Annotated in this window: 19 protein-coding genes; 11 read left to right on the top strand and 8 right to left on the bottom strand. The window is 68.4% G+C overall.

Features of this window, described 5'->3' with window-relative positions:
* Positions 1-20: 20 nt before the first annotated feature.
* The 5 genes from FBY39_RS03830 to FBY39_RS03810 all read left to right on the top strand — a co-directional run bounded on the left by FBY39_RS03830 (position 21) and on the right by FBY39_RS03810 (position 5,385).
* The gene (locus FBY39_RS03830; protein WP_160132921.1) at positions 21-1,325 is read left to right on the top strand and encodes an MFS transporter; all 1,305 of its coding nucleotides are present in this window, start codon (positions 21-23) and stop codon (positions 1,323-1,325) included.
* Between the two features lie 126 nt (positions 1,326-1,451).
* Complete coding sequence (locus FBY39_RS03825) at positions 1,452-3,047, top strand: SPFH domain-containing protein (protein ID WP_141930326.1); 1,596 nt, start codon at positions 1,452-1,454, stop codon at positions 3,045-3,047.
* Positions 3,047-3,586 (top strand): YbaK/EbsC family protein, encoded by a 540-nt coding sequence (locus FBY39_RS03820; protein ID WP_141930325.1) that lies wholly within the window; start codon positions 3,047-3,049, stop codon positions 3,584-3,586. The genes FBY39_RS03825 and FBY39_RS03820 overlap by 1 nt, the downstream gene beginning before the upstream one ends.
* A 98-nt stretch (positions 3,587-3,684) precedes the next feature.
* Positions 3,685-5,001, top strand: coding sequence for an HNH endonuclease signature motif containing protein (locus tag FBY39_RS03815; RefSeq protein WP_141930324.1), 1,317 nt, complete (start codon positions 3,685-3,687; stop codon positions 4,999-5,001).
* 84 nt (positions 5,002-5,085) lie between these two features.
* The gene (locus tag FBY39_RS03810; RefSeq protein WP_141930323.1) at positions 5,086-5,385 is read left to right on the top strand and encodes a metal-sensitive transcriptional regulator; all 300 of its coding nucleotides are present in this window, start codon (positions 5,086-5,088) and stop codon (positions 5,383-5,385) included.
* Between the two features lie 229 nt (positions 5,386-5,614).
* Here FBY39_RS03810 and FBY39_RS03805 read toward each other — a convergent pair whose 3' ends face one another.
* Both FBY39_RS03805 and FBY39_RS03800 read right to left on the bottom strand, forming a co-directional pair.
* Positions 5,615-5,923, bottom strand: a complete 309-nt coding sequence (locus FBY39_RS03805; RefSeq protein WP_141930322.1) for a metal-sensitive transcriptional regulator — start codon at positions 5,921-5,923, stop codon at positions 5,615-5,617.
* 162 nt (positions 5,924-6,085) lie between these two features.
* Entirely contained in the window at positions 6,086-7,552 is a 1,467-nt protein-coding gene (locus FBY39_RS03800) for a rhodanese-like domain-containing protein (protein WP_141930321.1), read from the bottom strand.
* 51 nt (positions 7,553-7,603) lie between these two features.
* On the opposite strand from FBY39_RS03800, the gene FBY39_RS03795 reads away from it, so the two are divergent.
* Positions 7,604-7,918 (top strand): DUF2945 domain-containing protein, encoded by a 315-nt coding sequence (locus FBY39_RS03795; protein ID WP_396652248.1) that lies wholly within the window; start codon positions 7,604-7,606, stop codon positions 7,916-7,918.
* A 30-nt stretch (positions 7,919-7,948) separates the two neighbouring features.
* Here FBY39_RS03795 and FBY39_RS03790 read toward each other — a convergent pair whose 3' ends face one another.
* Complete coding sequence (locus FBY39_RS03790; protein WP_141930320.1) at positions 7,949-8,806, bottom strand: sulfurtransferase; 858 nt, start codon at positions 8,804-8,806, stop codon at positions 7,949-7,951.
* Between the two features lie 131 nt (positions 8,807-8,937).
* Here FBY39_RS03790 and FBY39_RS03785 point away from each other — a divergent pair, with 131 nt between their 5' ends.
* The 3 genes from FBY39_RS03785 to FBY39_RS03775 all read left to right on the top strand — a co-directional run bounded on the left by FBY39_RS03785 (position 8,938) and on the right by FBY39_RS03775 (position 11,329).
* Positions 8,938-9,609 carry a Type 1 glutamine amidotransferase-like domain-containing protein gene (locus tag FBY39_RS03785; protein WP_141930319.1) on the top strand — a complete coding sequence of 224 codons (672 nt, stop codon included), beginning with the start codon at positions 8,938-8,940 and terminating at the stop codon, positions 9,607-9,609.
* Between the two features lie 63 nt (positions 9,610-9,672).
* A complete protein-coding gene (locus tag FBY39_RS03780) occupies positions 9,673-10,005 on the top strand; it encodes a YciI family protein (RefSeq protein ID WP_141930318.1) in 333 nt (110 codons plus the stop codon).
* Between the two features lie 4 nt (positions 10,006-10,009).
* On the top strand, positions 10,010-11,329 hold the full coding sequence (locus tag FBY39_RS03775; protein WP_141930317.1) for an RNA polymerase sigma factor: 1,320 nt from the start codon (positions 10,010-10,012) through the stop codon (positions 11,327-11,329).
* On the opposite strand, the gene FBY39_RS03770 is transcribed toward FBY39_RS03775, so the two are convergent.
* The 4 genes from FBY39_RS03770 to FBY39_RS03755 form a co-directional block, all read right to left on the bottom strand.
* On the bottom strand, positions 11,310-12,065 hold the full coding sequence (locus FBY39_RS03770) for an SDR family oxidoreductase (protein ID WP_141930316.1): 756 nt from the start codon (positions 12,063-12,065) through the stop codon (positions 11,310-11,312). The two genes, FBY39_RS03775 and FBY39_RS03770, sit on opposite strands and share 20 nt — an antisense overlap.
* A 92-nt stretch (positions 12,066-12,157) precedes the next feature.
* On the bottom strand, positions 12,158-12,580 hold the full coding sequence (locus FBY39_RS03765; RefSeq protein ID WP_141930315.1) for a hypothetical protein: 423 nt from the start codon (positions 12,578-12,580) through the stop codon (positions 12,158-12,160).
* Positions 12,581-12,587: 7 nt separating this feature from the next.
* Positions 12,588-13,478, bottom strand: coding sequence for an RNA polymerase sigma-70 factor (locus FBY39_RS03760; protein ID WP_141930314.1), 891 nt, complete (start codon positions 13,476-13,478; stop codon positions 12,588-12,590).
* 53 nt (positions 13,479-13,531) lie between these two features.
* On the bottom strand, positions 13,532-14,356 hold the full coding sequence (locus tag FBY39_RS03755) for an SDR family oxidoreductase (RefSeq protein WP_141930313.1): 825 nt from the start codon (positions 14,354-14,356) through the stop codon (positions 13,532-13,534).
* 192 nt (positions 14,357-14,548) lie between these two features.
* Between FBY39_RS03755 and FBY39_RS03750 the strand changes: the two genes are divergently transcribed.
* Both FBY39_RS03750 and FBY39_RS03745 read left to right on the top strand, forming a co-directional pair.
* Positions 14,549-15,286: an alpha/beta fold hydrolase gene (locus FBY39_RS03750; RefSeq protein WP_141930312.1), complete on the top strand. Its 738-nt coding sequence runs from the start codon at positions 14,549-14,551 to the stop codon at positions 15,284-15,286.
* The gene (locus tag FBY39_RS03745; protein ID WP_141930311.1) at positions 15,283-16,212 is read left to right on the top strand and encodes an alpha/beta fold hydrolase; all 930 of its coding nucleotides are present in this window, start codon (positions 15,283-15,285) and stop codon (positions 16,210-16,212) included. The genes FBY39_RS03750 and FBY39_RS03745 overlap by 4 nt, the downstream gene beginning before the upstream one ends.
* An 18-nt stretch (positions 16,213-16,230) precedes the next feature.
* Here FBY39_RS03745 and FBY39_RS03740 read toward each other — a convergent pair whose 3' ends face one another.
* The gene (locus tag FBY39_RS03740) at positions 16,231-16,638 is read right to left on the bottom strand and encodes a three-helix bundle dimerization domain-containing protein (protein WP_141930310.1); all 408 of its coding nucleotides are present in this window, start codon (positions 16,636-16,638) and stop codon (positions 16,231-16,233) included.
* Positions 16,639-16,692 lie beyond the last annotated feature (54 nt).

Here is a 16,692-nt window from a genome sequence, read left to right as displayed (position 1 = left end):
TTCGATGGGAGGGTGAGATCGTGGCATCCGCACAGAACTCACGCATCGCCGGCCGCGGCACCGGTGCGGTCATCGTCGCCCAGCTGCTGTTGCGGAGCGCCTCGGCTGCGGGTGCACTCGCGCTCGGCGCGTACTTCGTCGACCTCTCCCGTGAGGGCGCTCCCGTGGGGGCGCTCCTGCTGGGAGTGCTGTCGGGTGTGAGCTTCCTCGCCGAGCTTGTCCTGGCCCCGATCGCCGGCTCTGCCAGTGACCGTCGCGGACGTCGCGTGTTTCTCATCGCTGCGCCGCTGCTGGCCGCGGCGGGGATCCTGATCACGCCGGGTGCCTCGCTCGTCGCGGCAGCGCCGTCGATCGTCCTCGTCGTGGTGATCGTGGGGACGGCGCGCCTCCTCGACGGAGCCGGCGCGGCGATCTCGGCACCCGCGACGCTGGGCCTCCTCGCCGACGCGAGCGACGACGACAGGATGCGGCGCGGGCGCGTGACGAGCCTCTACGAGCTGTCATCGTCGGGCGGCATCGCGCTGGGAGCTGTCGCGGGACCGTTGCTCTATGGAGCGCTCGGTCTCTGGTCGTTCGTCGCGCTCGCCGGCGTCTACGTCATCGCGGCGCTTCTCGTGCTCCTCTTCGTGCGCCCGACCGCGGGTGCGCATCCGGTGCTGAAACGGGCGAGCGTGGGCGACCGCATCCGGGTGCTCGCCCAGCCGCGCCTTATCGCGTTCCTCCCCGCGTGGATCGCCGTGAACGCGATCCTCGGAACCTGGGTCACGTCGCAGATCACGTTCGTCCTCGCCGGCGAGCAGCGTGCGCCCGGCCAACTCTTCCCCGGGGCCTTCGCAGACAACGAGGCGGGGCTGTCGGCGGTGCTGGGCATCTACGTGCTCGTCTTCAGCCTCTGCATCGTCGCATGGGCGTTCTTCATCGGAAAGCTGCCGACCGTGCCGACTCTGTTCGTGACGGTGTTCGGCGCGGTCCTCGCGTCGGTGGGCCTCCTGCTCGCCAACCGTGGAGTCTCCCTCTGGGTGGCGTTGCCTCTCGTGCTGATCGGGGTGTTCCTCGAGGCCGGCTTCACTCCGGCCGCTCTCACCCACTTGAGTGACATCTCCTCCGAATTCCGCGAGAACCGCGGCCTCATCATGGGTGTCTATTCGGTGGTCGTGGGTGCCGGCTACCTCCTGGGCAACATCCTCGGTGGTGTCTTCGCCGAGTGGAACCTCTTCGAAGGACTCGCGGTGCTCACCATCCTTCTCGCGGCTGTCGCGATGGTCTCGATCGCCGTGATGTACGTCATCGAGAGGCGGATGCCGCAGCCCTCGGCCGAAGCCTGAGGACTCCGCCCGTCGAGACCGTTCGTCCACAGCCCTGGAAGGCGATGGGCGTGCGCATCTCACATCTGGCAGTGTGGAGGTGGGCGACCGCACACGGCCGTGGCCCTGATGGAGGAGGAGTCGCCCATGGAGATCGCCGGAGCCGTTGGCATCCTGATCATCGTCGGTATCGCGGTCGTGGCCGCTGTCGTCGTGGGATTGATCGTTCTGCTGTTCGCACGGAGCTGGATCAAGGTCGCACGTGCTGACGAAGCGCTCGTGATCTCGGGGCGCAAGCAGAAGGTGCAGAGCACCATCCTCGACGCCGACGGATCCAGTCGATCCGAGATGTCGGAGTCGCCGGTCACGGTGATCGTCAACGGCAAGTCGCTCGTCAATCCGATCACGCAGCGTCACGAGATCATCTCGTTGCGCTCGCGGCAGGTGTCGCTGAACGCCGAGGCGCAGTCGCTCGACAATGTCACGCTCAACGTCGACGGCGTCGCGATCGTGAAGATCGGCTCCGACCCGTTGTTCGTTCGCCGTGCGGCTGAACGCTTCGCTTCCCAGGACTCGGCGATCGAGCAGTTCACGACCGAGCAGCTCGAGGGCGCGCTCCGTGGCATCGTGGCCACGCTGTCCGTTGTCGAACTCATGCGCGAGCGCAAGAAGTTCTCCGACCAGATCGCAGCCGACGTCTCGCAGGAGCTCGCCGAGCAGGGCCTCATCCTCGATTCCTTCCAGATCAAGGGCATTACGGATGCCGTCGGCTACATCCAGTCGCTCGGTGCCCCGGAGATCCAGGCGAAGCGGCAGGCGGCCGAGATCGCGCAGACCAACGCGGATCGCGCGATCAACCAGAAGGTCATCACCAACCAGGAGTCCAACCTCGTCGAGCAGACGGCACTCGACACCAACACCGCCAACGCCGACGCCGGGGTCGGCCGCGCGCGAGCCGAAGCGGAGCAGGCGGAGTACCTCGCACGTGCGCAGGCCGAACAGGCCGTTCTCCAGCAGCAAGCCGAGAACAAGCAGGCGCAGCTCGATGCCGACATCAAGCGTGTCGCCGACGCCCAGCGCTACGAGGCTGAGACCCGCGCGCAGGCGGAGCTCTACACGCGTGAGCGCGCTGCCGAGGCTGGCGCGATCGAGCAGGTCAAGCAGGCCGAAGCGCGCACGCGCATCGCCGAGCAGCAGGCGGAAGCCGACAAGGCTCGCGCAGCCGGGGAAGCGGCGGCCGCCGAGGCCAAGGCTGCCGGTGAAGCGGCGGCACTGCGCTCGCTCGCCGACGCGGAGGCATCCGCTCGACGCCTGCGTGCGCAGGCTGAGGCTGACGCGATCCGCGCCGAAGGTGAAGCCCGGGCGAGCGCGCTCGAGGCCGAAGCCGAGGCGATCGCGTCGAACCAGGAGGCCTTCCTCTCGCAGCGTGTCCTCGACGTGCTGCCCTCGATCATGGCCGAGTTCGCCAAGGGCTACGCGACGATCGGGAACGTCTCGATCATCGGCGGCAGCGCCGAAGACGGAGCCAGCAGCGTCGTCGGCGGAGACAGCGCCAAAGCGCTGCGTTCGGTCTTCGACAGCGTCGAATCCGCGACGGGTCTCGACCTCGCCGCGATCATCCAGGGTCAGGCCGTGGGCCGCGGAATCGGAGCGGGGATCGCCGACACCGCGCCGACCAAGGGGGGAGCAGCAGCCGCGAAGGTCTCTGCGACGCCCGAGCCGGAGCCGACCGAATCGAGCTGATGAGCACGCTCACCCTGACACCCGTCCTGGGACACCTCGACCTGTTGGCGATGCCGGTCGTGACAGCCCTGGCATCCCTTCCTGCCGAAAGCGCGGCGCAGATCGAGGTGGCGCCCGTCGACCCCGCGCTCGCCGAGACCGCCGCGTTCTGCGCGGAGTACGACCAGCCGCTGGATGCCTCGGCGAACTGCCTCGTCGTCGCGGGAACACGGGGCGACGTCACGACCTTCGCGGCGTGTGTCGTGCTCGCGACCACGCGCGCCGACGTGAACGGCACCGTCCGCCGGCTCCTCGGAGCGAAGAAGGCGAGCTTTGCTCCGATGAACGACGCGGTGGCCATGTCGGGCATGGAGTTCGGCGGGATCACACCGCTCGGTCTTCCTGAAGAGTGGCGTCTGTTCGTCGACGCGCGGGTCGCGGTCCTGCCGAGGATCATCATCGGGGCGGGTATCCGGGGCGCGAAACTCTTCTTGCCGGGTCGCGTGCTCGCCGAGCTGCCCCACGCCGAGGTCATCGAAGGTCTCGCGACCCCCCTCTGACACTCCCCTTCTGACACGCCCCACTTCGGCGCTTCGGTCCTGTGGATGTGTGTTGGGGTGGCCGGGGGAGTGTCGGAGGTTTGTTCTACTGTCGGGGTATGTACGACGACCCTACTGTTCTGGATTGGCCGGTTCCTGGTCCGTTGGAGGTTGTGCAGGATCTGGATGGGGTGATGGCGGGGTTCGCGGCGGAGCGGTTGTTGCGGGTGGATGAGTTGCGTGATTTTCATCTCGCGCGGGCGGGTGCTGCGGGGCGGGTGTTGACGGATGTGGTGTTGCGGGGGTTGCGGCTGGAGTTGGCGGGGGCGTTGCGGATCACGGAGCATGCGGCGGGGAGGCTGATCGGGCTGGCGGAGGCGGTGGTGAACCGGTACCCGGAGGTGTGGGTGGCGTTGCGGGAGGCGCGGATCACGGAGCGGCATGTCGAGGTGCTGGTCACGGGGGTGGACGAGCTGGAACCCGGGGTGCGGGACGAGCTGGCGGGGGAGGCGTTGGTGTTGGCGGAGGGGGAGCCGGTGGGGGTGTTCCGCCGGAAGCTTCGGACGCTGATCGATACTGCCCGGGTGGTGACGTTGGCTGCGCGGCAGGAGGAGGCGTTGGCGCGTCGGCGGGTGTGGGTGGAGCACGAGGGGGACGGGATGTCGTGGATCCATGTGTATGGTCCGACGGTCGAGGCGCATGCGATCCAGACCCGGGTGACGGCGATCGCGAAGACGATCCTCACCGGGGAGGGGGAGACGCGGAGTCTGGATCAGGTGCGCGCGGATGTGGTCGCCGACCTGCTGATCGACGGGGTCGTGTCGTCGCATCCCGACTCCTCACGAGGGATCCGGGCGTCGGTGGTCGTCACCGTTCCCGCGGTGGCGTTGTTGCAGGCCGATGATGCCGGGGTGGCCGGTGCGGGGTGTGATCCGGCGGTGGTGGAGGGGTTCGGTCCGATCCCGATCGCCCGCGCCCGGGAACTCTGCGGTGGGGACGGGCAGTGGATGCGGGTGCTCACGCATCCGGAGACGGGGATGGTGCTCTCGGTGGGCCGTGACCGGTACACCCCGCCAGCGTCGTTGCGGCGGTTGGTGAGGTGGCGGGCGGATCGGTGTATGGCGCCGGGGTGCGGGGTTCCCGCGTCACGGTGTGAGATCGATCACACGGTCGCGTGGGAACACGGCGGGCACACGTCGCTGAAGAATCTGGCCCCGTTGTGCAAGGGGCATCATCGGGTGAAACACCACGGTGGGTGGGGGTTGCGGCAGGTTCCTGACAGTGGGGGTGTGGTGGAGTGGACCTCCCCTGCCGGGCGACGATACCTCGTTCCCCCCGAACGCCGCGTCCCCGTCTTCCGGGACACCACACCCGACAAAACCACCCACACCGGCACTGGCACCGGTGTCGACGCCAACCACGCTGCACCCTTCTGACGGCCCCGTCATGGCGAGCCTGCGCTACCCCTAGGGGTATCCGAAGCGTGGGAGAATGGCAGTCCCCGATAGGAGGACGCCGCGATGACCGATTCGGTACAGGTTCAAGACGCTGTCGAGCGCGAAGCCGAACTTGCGGCGCAGCAGCGGAAGATCGTGAACAGGTTGCGGCGCGCTCAGGGTCAGCTCGCCGCTGTCGTGACGGCCGTCGACTCCGGGGCCGACTGTCGCGACGTCGTGATCCAACTCGCCGCGGTGTCGAAGGCCCTCGATCGTGCCGGTTACGCGATCGTCGCGACGGCCATGCGCAACTGCATCGTCGATCCCGAGAGCGAATCGCTCACGCAAGAGGAACTCGAGAAACTCTTCCTCACCCTCGCCTGACTCTCACTCTCGCCCGTTCCGCAGTTCCGCCTGACCGTTCCGCTCACTGACCGAAGAGACGCGCGAAGAATCCCGTCGAAGGTTCGTTCGCGTGCCCCGTGCACCGCTGAGACGACGGAACGCCCCTCATCACCTGGTCGACGTGCTGGCCGCAGCCCTTCCAGGTCGCCTTGCCGCACTTCTTGCATGTCGCTGGGTAACACATGGGTTTTCCTTCTGGTCGCTCGCGTCACGCGAGCATCATGAAGAGCTTCTCGATCTCTTCGGGGGTCGGGTCGGTGTCGGTCCGAGAGTCTTCGGGAGTCGCAAGGCACTCCTTCATCGCTGTGGAGACGATCGTGAAGCCCGCTCGATTGAGCGCGCTCGTGACGGCCGCCAGTTGAGTGACGACGTCACGGCAGGGATCATTCGCCTCGACGGCGGCGATGACGGCATCCAGCTGACCCCGAGCTCGTCGCAAGCGGTGCGAGATCCGCTTCTGCGCGTCACTGTCGTGAGGCACCGACCGTCCAGCGGTGCTCTCGAGTGTGGAAGGCATGCGTCTACTGAACGATCTCGAGGCCCGTGGCCTTCGCTGTTTCGTTCACGCCACTACGCCGCGGCACGGGGGTGCCCCGGGCATCGCTGGTCGGCCGGCACTCCGTCGAGGGCTTCTTCGACGTGCTGGCCGCAACCCTCCCAGGTCGCCTTGCCGCACTGGTCACACGTCACCCGTGCACACATATCTTCTCCGTTTCCTGCGGTTCTGAGATCGAGGGGTCAGGCCACGCCTGGCGCCGGCCGACGCCTGAGCGTCTACCCAGCCGGCGTAGCTGCCCGCGAGTTCGACGACCGGGATGCCAGCGCGACGCAGCGCCTGGCTCACGACGATGTTGCGGGCACCGCTCTGGCAGTACGTGACGATCGTGCGATCCGTGGGGAGCCGATCGGTCTCCCACAGGATTCGTCCCGCCCCGATCCGGGTCGCCCCCGGAACATGCCCGGCGGCGTACTCGCTCGCTTCACGGACGTCGACCACGAACACGTCATCGAGTTCGCTCACGGCCTGCGGCGTCACGCTCGCGGAGGAAACCGTGGGGAGCGACCCGAGGTCGGTGAGATACCCCGCATACGCGTCGATCCCCACCCGGATCAGGTGTGCGCGGATGCCCTCTGCCTGTGCCTCATCGCGGGCCAGGAGGATGAGCGGCCGCTTCTCGCGCTCGGGGTCGAGCGCCCACGCGCCCCACATCGCCGTCTTCCCGACCGCGGGGATCGCCAAGGCTCCGGGGAGTGTTCCCGCCCGCACCGAGTCGGGTTCGCGGGTGTCGACGAAGACCGCCTCGTCGGCGCTGATCAGTGTCAGGGTCTCGGCGGGTCCGAGCTCGCGCAACGCGGGGAGAGTCCCGAGGACCGCGGGACCATCGCGGTTCTCGCGCTTCATGCGCGCGAAGTACGCGTGGGCGTCGGGCTGACCGTCCAGAAGCTCCGCGACGAACCCGTCACGATCGTCGGCGGCAAGGTAGGGACCCCACCACGCGTGCAGACGCTCGTATCCCACCGTCGTCGACGCGATCGCACCGAGAGCCTTGCCGCACGCGCTCCCGGCTCCGTGCGCGGGATGGATCTGCACGTGGTCCGGGAGCTCGAGGAGCACACGCCGGAGGCTGTCGAACAGATCCTGGGCTCCTTGGAACCGCGTGTTCTTCCCGCCGGCCGCTTCGTCCAGCAGGTCGGGTCGGCCGAGGTCGCCGACGAAGACGAAGTCTCCCGACAGCATGTATCCGGGCTCGTCGGCGAACGCCCCGTCGGTCACGAGGAAGGCGAGGTGTTCGGGCGTGTGGCCGGGAGTGTGGCGGGCCTGAACGCGGATGTTGCCGACGGTGAGGACATCACCGTCGCGCAGCAGATTCGCATCGAAGCCGTACTGCCAGTCGGGCCCTCCCTCCCCGGAGACATGGATGGCGGCACCGGTCGCGCCCGCCAACTCCCGCGTTCCTGACAGGTAGTCGGCGTGGATGTGCGTCTCGGTCACCGCCACGATGCGCATGCCGTGCTTCGCGACGGCGTCGAGGTAGATCTGCACGTCACGGCGCGCGTCGACCACGATGGCTTCGCCTGTGGCCTGGCATCCGATCACGTAGCTCGCCTGAGCGAGGTCATCGTCGTAGAAGCGCTCCAGCAGCATGTCGTCCTCTTTCGCGGAAGTGATGACACAAGAATACCCCCAGGGGTATCCATGTCAAGCGAGTGCGCGCGGATGTACGAGGCTGTCAACCCCGAGACAGCCATGCCGTCGCTCGGAGACGATGTCCGCATCGAGCGAGAGGATGGCGCCATGGCGAAGGATCTGGCGAAAGGCGATCGGGTCAGCTGGAACACGTCGCAGGGACGCACGCGAGGATCGATCGTCGAGAAGAAGACCGCCGACTTCGAGTTCGACGGTCAGAAATTCACGGCATCGACCGAGGATCCTGCCTACCTGGTGGAGTCGGAGAAGACGGGTGCGCGGGCGACGCACAAGGGCGGCGCGCTGCGGAAGCTGGCATCCTGAGCGTTCGCGATCGGCCGCGTGCGCGCGGCGTCAGTCTCCCGTGGCGACGGGGCGATCCGGATGGTTCGACCACTGGCTCCACGAACCGGGGAACAGCGCCGCATCGAATCCGGCGATCGTGAGCGCCGCGATCTGGTGTGCGGCGGTGACGCCCGATCCGCAGTACACCGCCGTCGGCACATCTGTCCGGACGCCGAGCGCTTCGAACTCCGCACGAAGCTCCGCGGCGGGCTTGAATCCCGCACCCGCGACGACGTTCTGGGTCGTCGGTCGATTGACGGCACCCGGGATGTGGCCCGCGCGGGGATCGATGGGTTCGACGTCACCGCGGTAGCGTTCGCTCGCGCGGGCGTCGATCAGCATGCCGGATGCCGCGAAGGCGGCGACCTCGTCGAGATCCACCGTGGGAAGCGCGCCCGACGTGAGCACGACATCGCCGGGGACCGGGACGACGCTGCCCTCCTCGAGCGGGAGCCCGGCGGCGCGCCATGCGCTCAGGCCGCCGTCGAGGATGCGCACGTCCGCGAGACCCGCTGCACGCAGCAGCCACCACGCCCGCGCCGCCGACATGCCGTTGAGGTCGTCGGCGACGACGACCGCGTCGCCCTCGGAGATCCCCCACGATCGCGCCGCCGCTTGGAGGTGTGCGGTCGAAGGAAGGGGATGACGGCCCTCCGTCGCAGGCGCACCGTGATCGGCGAGATCGTGGTCGAGGTCGACGTATACGGCGCCTGGAATGTGTCCGCTCGCGTGATCGCTGCGCCGGTCCGGTCGGTCGAGGCGCCACCTGACGTCGAGCACGACGGGAGGCGCCTCGCTACCGAGCGCCGCCGCGAGCGCGGCGGGGGAGATGACGACCTCGTCGGTGCGGTCTCGGATGTCGCTCATGCGTCCTCCTCGGAACAGGATGCGGGGATCTCGTCCATCATCGCCGAACCTCAACCGCCGCCATCGACGACGTCGGTGGGTTCTGTTAGCTTCGCCCCTACTGGCAGTCCACCGACGCGCGAAGGCACACGATGAAGCTCCTCCTCACCTCCGGCGGCATCACGAACGACAGCATCCGTCGCACGCTCGTCGACCTTCTCGGCAAACCGATCGCCGACTGCCGCGCGCTCCTCATCGTCACGGCGCAGTGGGGTCAGCCCATGTGCACGCCCGAGACGGTATGGAAGACGGTGGCCGGCCGGTGGGAGGGGCAGACGGGACTGACGGAACTGGGCTGGAAATCCATCGGGCTGCTCGAACTGACGGCGCTCCCGAGCATCGGCGAAGAGCGGTGGGTTCCGTGGGTTCGCGAGGCCGACGTGCTTCTGGTCGACGGGGGCGAAGCCGTCTATCTCGCGCGCTGGATGCGGGAGTCCGGCCTCGCCGACCTCATCCCCACGCTGGACGAGACCGTGTGGGTCGGTGTCAGCGCGGGGAGCATGGTCATGACGCCGCGGATCGGCCGCGAGTTCGTCGACTGGCAGCCCGACGGCACCGACGAAACGCTCGGAGTCGTGGACTTCTCGATCTTCCCCCACCTCGACTACCCCGGATGGACGGGCAACACGACCGAGCGGGCACGCCGGTGGGCTGAGCAGATGCCTGGCCCCGCGTACGCGATCGACGAGCAGACGGCGATCTCGATCGTCGACGGCGTCGCGTCTGTGGTCTCCGAGGGCAATTGGGAGAAATTCGACGGGTGAGTGTCCTCCCGGGCTCATCTCATCCGTCGTCCTGACAAGAACGGTTTCCAGAGGAGGACACCCATGGAGTATCTGCTTTTCATCGTCAGCGACCCTGCCGCGCCCGAGTACGTGCCCGAGGAGGACAACATCGAGGAGTGGTCGGCCGATGTCGAGAGCCGCGGCGCTGCGAGAGTCGGCAACCGACTTCGTCCGCCGACGGATGCCACGACGGTCACCGTGCGTGACGGCCGCACGATCCTCACCGACGGTCCCTTCACCGAGACGAAGGAGTGGATCGCCGGCTTCGACCTCATCGACGTCGCCGATCTCGACGAGGCCGTCGACATCGCCTCGAAGCACCCGATGGCTCGGTTCGGGCGTGTCGAGGTGCGGCCTGTCTGGCCGTTCGAGTGACTCGATGACGGTTCTGCCGACGGCCACCGAGGTGAGCGACGTGCTCGCCTCGGCGGTCGCCGACGAACGGCTCCGTATCGTCGCGACGCTCATCCGTCGAACCGGGGATTGGGAGCTCGCCGAGGATGCGCTCCAGGATGCCGTAGCCCACGCCCTGACGGCGTGGCGGCGGCGTGGCATCCCGGACAACCCGGCCGCGTGGCTCACGACGGCGGCGCGCAATGCCGCCGTGGATGCCCTGCGGCGACGGGCGACCGAGCGCACGGCGGCCGGCAAGGCGGCCGTCGAGGTGATCGTGGACCTCGCGGAAGAGCGCGCACGGTCGCTCGGTGCCCCCGGGGAGGAGCCGGCGGACGGCGTCTTCGACGACGACCGGCTCCGATTGATCTTCACGTGCTGCCACCCGGCGCTCTCCCTCGAGGCGCGTGTCGCGCTGACGCTCCGAACGGTCGTCGGCCTCGATGTGAGCGAGATCGCACGCGCATTCCTCGTGGCGGAGTCCGCGATGCAGAAGAGACTCGTTCGGGCCCGGGCTCGGATCCGTGAGGCGGGGATCCCCTACCGCGTGCCCGGTCCCGAACGACTCCCCGAACGCACCGACGGCGTCCTGTCGGTGCTGTACCTCCTCTTCACGGAGGGGTACTCGGGCAGCGCCGAACTCATACGCGTCTCGCTGGCCGATGACGCGATCCGGCTCACGCGGCTCGTCGCGTCGCTCATGTCCGACTCGCCGCTCCTGCCTGAAGTCCTCGGGCTCCTCGCACTCATGCAGTTCCAGCACTCGCGCGCAGCGGCACGCCTCGATGCGCACGGCGAGCTCGTGCTCATGGACGATCAGGATCGGCGACGGTGGGATGCCACGCTGATCGGCGCCGGTGTTGCGACGCTCGCGGCATCCGAGTCGGCGCGACGACGCTTCGACGGGGTCGCCGGCCCCTACCGCCTGCAGGCCGAGATCGCGAAGCACCACGCGACCGCCCCGTCGGCGGAGTCGACCGACTTCGAACGGATCGCGGAACTCTACGCGAGACTCGCCCGCGTCTCGCCGTCTCCTGTGATCGAACTGAACCGTGCGGTCGCGGTCGGGTTCGCACGGGGTCCTGAGGCCGGGCTCGTCGTGCTCGACGGCATCGACGACGCCCGGCTCAGCGGATACCACCTGTTCCACGCGACGCGCGCAGACCTTCTCCGCCGCTGCGGGCAGGAGGCCGAGGCTCTCGCGCACTACACGCGCGCACTCGAACTCGCGCCGTCCGATCCCGAGCGCCGGTTCCTGACCCGCCGGATCGCGGCGCTTCGCGCTGCTACGTCCGAGGCGGGTTGAGGGGGAGCCACTCGTCGAGGCGGGTCTCGAAGATGCGCGCACCGTCGACGGGGATGAGCGTGCGCTCCTCGATCCTCGCGCCGTAGTAGGGGGCATCGTCGTCGCGGACGACCGTGCGCGGGTCGCCTCGGAAGGTGAGACCGCGGCGGACGAACTCGTCGAGACCGAACCGCTCCGGCCCCGCCACCTCGATGTCGCCGACCGGTCCGCCACCGGCCGCGTCGCTCACGGCCGTTGCGACGTCGTCAGCAGCCATCGGCTGGATGAGCGCGCCCGGAAGGGTGACGGTGAGACCGTCCGTGGAGATGTCGGCGATGCTCCCGACGAACTCGAAGAACTGCGTCGCATGCACGAGGGAGAAGCCGATTCCCGAGTCGCGGATGAGCTTCTCTTGAGCGGTCTTGGCCCGGAAGTAGGGGATGCGCTGCGGCCGATTCGTACCGACGATCGTGAGGGCGACGTGGTGTGCGACTCCCGCCTCGTGTTCGGCGGCGAGCAGATTGGTGGTGGAGGTGGTGAAGAACTCCATCACGTCGCTCTCTTCGAAGGACGGTGAGTTGGACACGTCGACCACCACGTTCGCGCCGACGAGGGCATCGGCGACTCCCTCATTCGTGATGCTGTTCACGCCTGTCGCCGGTGAGGCGGCGACGACGTCGTGTCCCTGCGCGGTCAGCTTCGCCACGACCTTCGATCCGATGAGCCCCGTGCCGCCGATGACGACGATTCTTGCCATGTTCGTGCCTTTCGATGAGGTCGCGCGCCTCGTGTCGGCACGCTCTACCAGGAAGACCGGATGGCGTCGTCGCCTGTGACGACCCCGCGAACTCAGGGCCGATTCCAGTCGGTGAGCTTCACCGGATTCGCGATGAGCCATATCTGATGGATCCGCTGCCCGCGCACGCCGATCCCCATCACGGCGATGACCCTTCCTGCTACGCGGAGCGTGAGTCCGCTCTGCCCGTTGACGTGCGCCTCCTCGATCGATGCCCGGGGGACGCCGGCGATGGCCTGAACGAGAGCCCTTGTGACGGCGACGCCGCCTGTCACAGCGTGCGCGGGCGCAGGGAGAATCCCGCCGCCGTCGATCACGAGGGAGACACGCGGATGCAGCAGCCTCCGCAATGCACCGACATCGCACGTGTGCAACGCATCGCGCAACCGCAGGACGGCGTTCCTGGTGCGGCGTGCAGTTCGGGTCCGTGCCGACCGGCACGGGCGGTACCACCGCTCGACCTCGAGGTCCGGCATCGGCCACTCAGCCGATGGCGACGTGATGCCGCTCCGCGATCTCGGAGAGCTTGGCCGGGTTCATCACCCACAGGATCTGATCGATGGAGTCCTCGCCGACCTCGACGGACACGAGTGCATACGCACGTCCGTCGCGAATGAGGAGCGCGCTCTCGCGTCCGTTCGCCTCGATCTTTCGCACCTCCAGGTCATCCCAGAAGCGGAACCGTTCGGCGAAACCGCAGAAGAACCGCACGAGCTTGTCGCGACCGAGGATGCTGCGGCGCGCCGTGTGCTCGACGACGCCCCCGCCGTCGGTGTGGTTGACGGCATCCGAGGCGAGAAGCGCCTCGAGACGGCTCGCATCGCCGCGACGCGCGGCATCCAGGAAGGCGGAGAAGAAGCGCTGGTGATGCTCACGGCTGGCTTCTCGCTTCGTTGTCGACGTGAGGTGTTTGCGGGCGCGGCTCACCAGTTGCCGCGACGCGACCTCGGTCGTGTCGACGATTTCCGCGATCCTCGCATAGGGGTAGTCGAAGGCCTCGCGCAGGACGTACGCCGCCCGCTCAGCGGGGGTGAGGCGCTCCATCAGCATGAGCGTCGCAAGATGAAGCGCCTCGCTGCGCTCCGCACCGAGAGTCGGGTCGGAACTGGTGTCGACGGGGCTCGGCAGCCACGGCCCGATGTAGGTCTCGCGGCGCACTCGGGCGCTCTGCAGCACGTTGATGGAGATCCGTGTCGCAGCGGTCATGAGGAAGGCAATCGGCTCACGCACGGCTGCCCGATCGCAGAGCTGCCAGCGCAGCCAGGTCTCCTGCACGACGTCCTCGGCCTCCGCGGCGCTGCCGATGATGCGGTAAGCCACGCCGAACAGCCGGCCCCGGAGCGGGGTGAAGACCTCGAGTGGATCCGGTTCCATGTCGCTCTCCTTCTCGAAGGCTAGTCCCGTCGCCCCGAGCCCACGATGCCCCGTCACGTCGTCGGCTCGATCGCGGGGGAACGGACGGGCTGAACAGCCGACTGCGCGTCGGCCGACCACAGCACACGGGAGGAGCCGACGCGCCAATCATGCAGACGGGTCGGCGCGATCGTCGCGTCGGGTGCGGGCAGGAGGTCGCCGACGTCGAGCCGTGACCCGAAGTACGTGGCGAGAGGATCGGCGACGACGTCGCGGGCGTCGTCCGTCCACCTCAGTTCACGGCGCGCGAGGTCCGGCAGATCGAAGATCTCGGGACCACCGAACTCGACCATCCGCTGCAGCGGCTCGCCGAGAGCGACACGCGCGACAGCGGAAGCGACATCGTCGGCGGCCATGGGCTGGATGAGGACATCGGGAACGTGAGCCGCGCCGCCGCGCATCGCGTGTCCCGTGATGCTCCTGACGAACTCGAAGAACTGGGTGACATGGACGATCGTGAAGGGCCGGCCCGATGCCCGAATCAAGGCTTCCTGCGACGCCTTGGCCCGAAAGTAGCCTCCTTCGGCTCGCGCCAGGCGATCGGTCCCCACGACGCTCAGAGCCACGTGGTGCGAAACTCCTGCCGCGGCTCCGTATGTGAGCAGGTTCAGCGTCGAGGCGTAGAAGAACTCGCGTGCAGCTGCTTCGTCGACGTAGGACGAGTTCGACACGTCCACGACGACGTCGGCGCCCGTCAACGCCTCCGCCAGTCCCTCCGCTGTGAAGGAGTTCACGCCCGTCGACCGGGCGGCGGCGCGGACCTCACGCCCGCGCCGCCGCAATTGGTCCACGAGCCGCGCTCCGATCAGGCCGGTTCCTCCGATGACGACGATTCGCATGTGCTCTCCGATGCTCGACGGTGCCGCTCGCGCGGTCGTGCGGCCCGCGCTCACCAGAAGAGACCGAGCGGCCACGCGATCTGTGACCGCACCAGCGAAAGACGCGTCAACGTCACACCGGGCGTCCGCCTCCGGTCATCTCTGACAGCACCACCTCACCACCGCCCAACTCTCCAGAAAGAAGCAACGATCATGACCGAGCCCCAGCCCACCGTCGTCCTCGTCCACGGCGCCTTCGCCGAATCCGCATCGTGGAACGGCGTCATCGCGCACCTGCAGGAGCGAGGGATGTCCGTGGTCGCCGCCGCCAACCCGCTCCGCGGGGTCGCCTCCGATGCCGCCTACATCCGCGCGGTCATCTCGTCGGTCGATGGCCCCGTCCTCCTCGTCGGCCACTCCTATGGAGGACTCGTCATCACCGAGGCTGCATCCCACAACCACGCCGTGGTCGGACTCGTGTATGTCGCCGCCTTCGTCCCCGAGACCGGCCAGACCGCGTTCGAGCTGTCGGGAAGTGCCCCCGGCAGCACCCTCGGAGATGCGCTCGCCGCCTACCCGCTCGCCGATGGGGGAACGGAGTTCGCGATCCGCGCGGAGCTGTTCCCGCACCAGTTCGCGGCCGACGTTCCCGCCGCGGAGGCGGCTCTCATGAGCGCGACGCAGCGACCCATCACCCAAGCTGCGCTCACCGAGCCACTGCCCACCGACCGCCCGGCGTGGAAGGACATCCCGTCGTGGCACGTGTTCGGCGACCAGGATCTGAACATCCCCGTCGCGGTGCACCGCGCCGGCGCAGAACGCGCCGCTGCTCGTGCGACCCGTGAGGTCACGGGGGCGTCGCATGCCATCTCTGTCTCGCAGCCCCGCGCCGTCGCCGAGATCATCGTCGAGGCAGCGGGCGCGGTGCGCGCCACGTCGGAGGACTCATGAACCCGTTCCAGCTCGACGTACGCACTGTGGATGCCGGTGAGCTCAGCGTCGGCTACCTCGATCGTGGAGATCCCGGGGCGGAACCCGTCGTCCTCCTGCACGGCTTCCCCTACGACGTGCACAGTTATGTCGACGTCGTTCCGCTCCTCGTGGACGCCGGGTTCCGCGTTCTCGTGCCGCACCTGCGCGGCCACGGACCGACGCGGTTCCTCGACCCCGAAGCGACGCGCTCGGGGCAGCAGGCCGCGCTGGGGGCAGACGTTCTCGCGTTCATCGACGCTCTCGGGCTCGAAGAACCGATCCTGGCCGGATACGACTGGGGTGGCAGGGCGGCGTGCGTCGTCGCCGCCCTCTGGCCCGACAGGATCTCGGGTCTCGTGTCGGTCAACGGCTACCTGATCCAGGACATCGCGGCAGCCGCGATGCCCGCGCGCCCTGACCTCGAAGCAGGACTCTGGTACTTCTGGTACTTCGCGACGCAGCGCGGCACAGCCGGCCTGCGTGCCAACGCCCGTGAGATCGCAGAGGTCATCTGGCGCCACAACTCGCCCGAATGGGCTTTCGACGGCGAGGTGCTCGCGCGGGCGGCGGCATCCTTCGACAACCCGGACTATGTCGATGTCGTCGTCCACTCCTACCGCCACCGGCTCGGACTCGCGGCCGGTTCGCCCCGCTACGAACCGCTCGAGGCACACCTCGCGACGCAGCCCGTCATCTCCGTTCCCACCATCACGATGGACGGAACCGCTGACGGCAACTTTCCCGCAACCGATGGCTCGCCGTACGCGCACCGCTTCGACGGCCCCTGGGAACATCGCCAGGTCGCGCATGCCGGGCATCACCTGCCCGCTGAAGCGCCGCACGCGTTCGCGCAGGCGGTCTTCGACGTCGCCGAGCCGCCCGGGGACGGGGGCTGGCTCCCCTGATGCGGGCGTGCCGGTCGGTCAGTCGCCGCCGCGGAGCCCGCCGAGGAGGGGGCCCGCCGAGGCGGCGGTGTCCGTCTGCGCTCCCTCTCGCTCGGGGCGGAGCGCGGGGTCGTGGTCTCGGCCGTCGCCATCCTGCGGCTCGTCGTCGGTGTCATCCGTCTGACGCTTCACGAGCGAGACCGGATCGGCCTCCTGGCGCAGACGATCCACCGCCTCGTGTTCGACGAGGACCGGGATGTAGTCGCGCACGCGCGCATCCTCGAGCTGCGCCGCCTCGTCATCGACGACCGACTCGACCCGTTCGCGGTCGACCGTCGGGAAACGATCCGAGACGCGCGAGACGACACTGTCGAGATCCGCTCGCTCGTGGGCTTGTTCCTCGGTGAGTTGCCGGTCGCTGGCTTCATGGTCGCTGGCGTGGTCCATGCATCCAGTCTCCGTGCCCTCGCAGCATCGGGCGAGTCCTTCCGCTGCGCGGGG

This window comes from Microbacterium sp. SLBN-146, from assembly GCF_006715145.1.
In the GTDB taxonomy this organism is placed as follows: domain Bacteria; phylum Actinomycetota; class Actinomycetes; order Actinomycetales; family Microbacteriaceae; genus Microbacterium.
The sequence above is the reverse complement of the archived record's forward strand: the minus strand, read 5'-3'. Positions and strand labels throughout refer to the sequence as shown.

Coding starts and splice junctions, on each gene's coding strand:
- FBY39_RS03755 (WP_141930313.1), bottom strand. CDS start 14,356: ATGCGAATCGTCGTCATCGGAGGAACCGGCCTGATCGGAGCGCGGCTC.
- FBY39_RS03775 (WP_141930317.1), top strand. CDS start 10,010: ATGACGGTTCTGCCGACGGCCACCGAGGTGAGCGACGTGCTCGCCTCG.
- FBY39_RS03820 (WP_141930325.1), top strand. CDS start 3,047: ATGAGCACGCTCACCCTGACACCCGTCCTGGGACACCTCGACCTGTTG.
- FBY39_RS03750 (WP_141930312.1), top strand. CDS start 14,549: ATGACCGAGCCCCAGCCCACCGTCGTCCTCGTCCACGGCGCCTTCGCC.
- FBY39_RS03745 (WP_141930311.1), top strand. CDS start 15,283: ATGAACCCGTTCCAGCTCGACGTACGCACTGTGGATGCCGGTGAGCTC.
- FBY39_RS03765 (WP_141930315.1), bottom strand. CDS start 12,580: ATGCCGGACCTCGAGGTCGAGCGGTGGTACCGCCCGTGCCGGTCGGCA.
- FBY39_RS03800 (WP_141930321.1), bottom strand. CDS start 7,552: ATGCTGCTGGAGCGCTTCTACGACGATGACCTCGCTCAGGCGAGCTAC.
- FBY39_RS03785 (WP_141930319.1), top strand. CDS start 8,938: ATGAAGCTCCTCCTCACCTCCGGCGGCATCACGAACGACAGCATCCGT.
- FBY39_RS03825 (WP_141930326.1), top strand. CDS start 1,452: ATGGAGATCGCCGGAGCCGTTGGCATCCTGATCATCGTCGGTATCGCG.
- FBY39_RS03770 (WP_141930316.1), bottom strand. CDS start 12,065: ATGGCAAGAATCGTCGTCATCGGCGGCACGGGGCTCATCGGATCGAAG.
- FBY39_RS03815 (WP_141930324.1), top strand. CDS start 3,685: ATGTACGACGACCCTACTGTTCTGGATTGGCCGGTTCCTGGTCCGTTG.
- FBY39_RS03780 (WP_141930318.1), top strand. CDS start 9,673: ATGGAGTATCTGCTTTTCATCGTCAGCGACCCTGCCGCGCCCGAGTAC.
- FBY39_RS03790 (WP_141930320.1), bottom strand. CDS start 8,806: ATGAGCGACATCCGAGACCGCACCGACGAGGTCGTCATCTCCCCCGCC.
- FBY39_RS03795 (WP_396652248.1), top strand. CDS start 7,604: ATGTCAAGCGAGTGCGCGCGGATGTACGAGGCTGTCAACCCCGAGACA.
- FBY39_RS03810 (WP_141930323.1), top strand. CDS start 5,086: ATGACCGATTCGGTACAGGTTCAAGACGCTGTCGAGCGCGAAGCCGAA.
- FBY39_RS03760 (WP_141930314.1), bottom strand. CDS start 13,478: ATGGAACCGGATCCACTCGAGGTCTTCACCCCGCTCCGGGGCCGGCTG.
- FBY39_RS03740 (WP_141930310.1), bottom strand. CDS start 16,638: ATGGACCACGCCAGCGACCATGAAGCCAGCGACCGGCAACTCACCGAG.
- FBY39_RS03805 (WP_141930322.1), bottom strand. CDS start 5,923: ATGCCTTCCACACTCGAGAGCACCGCTGGACGGTCGGTGCCTCACGAC.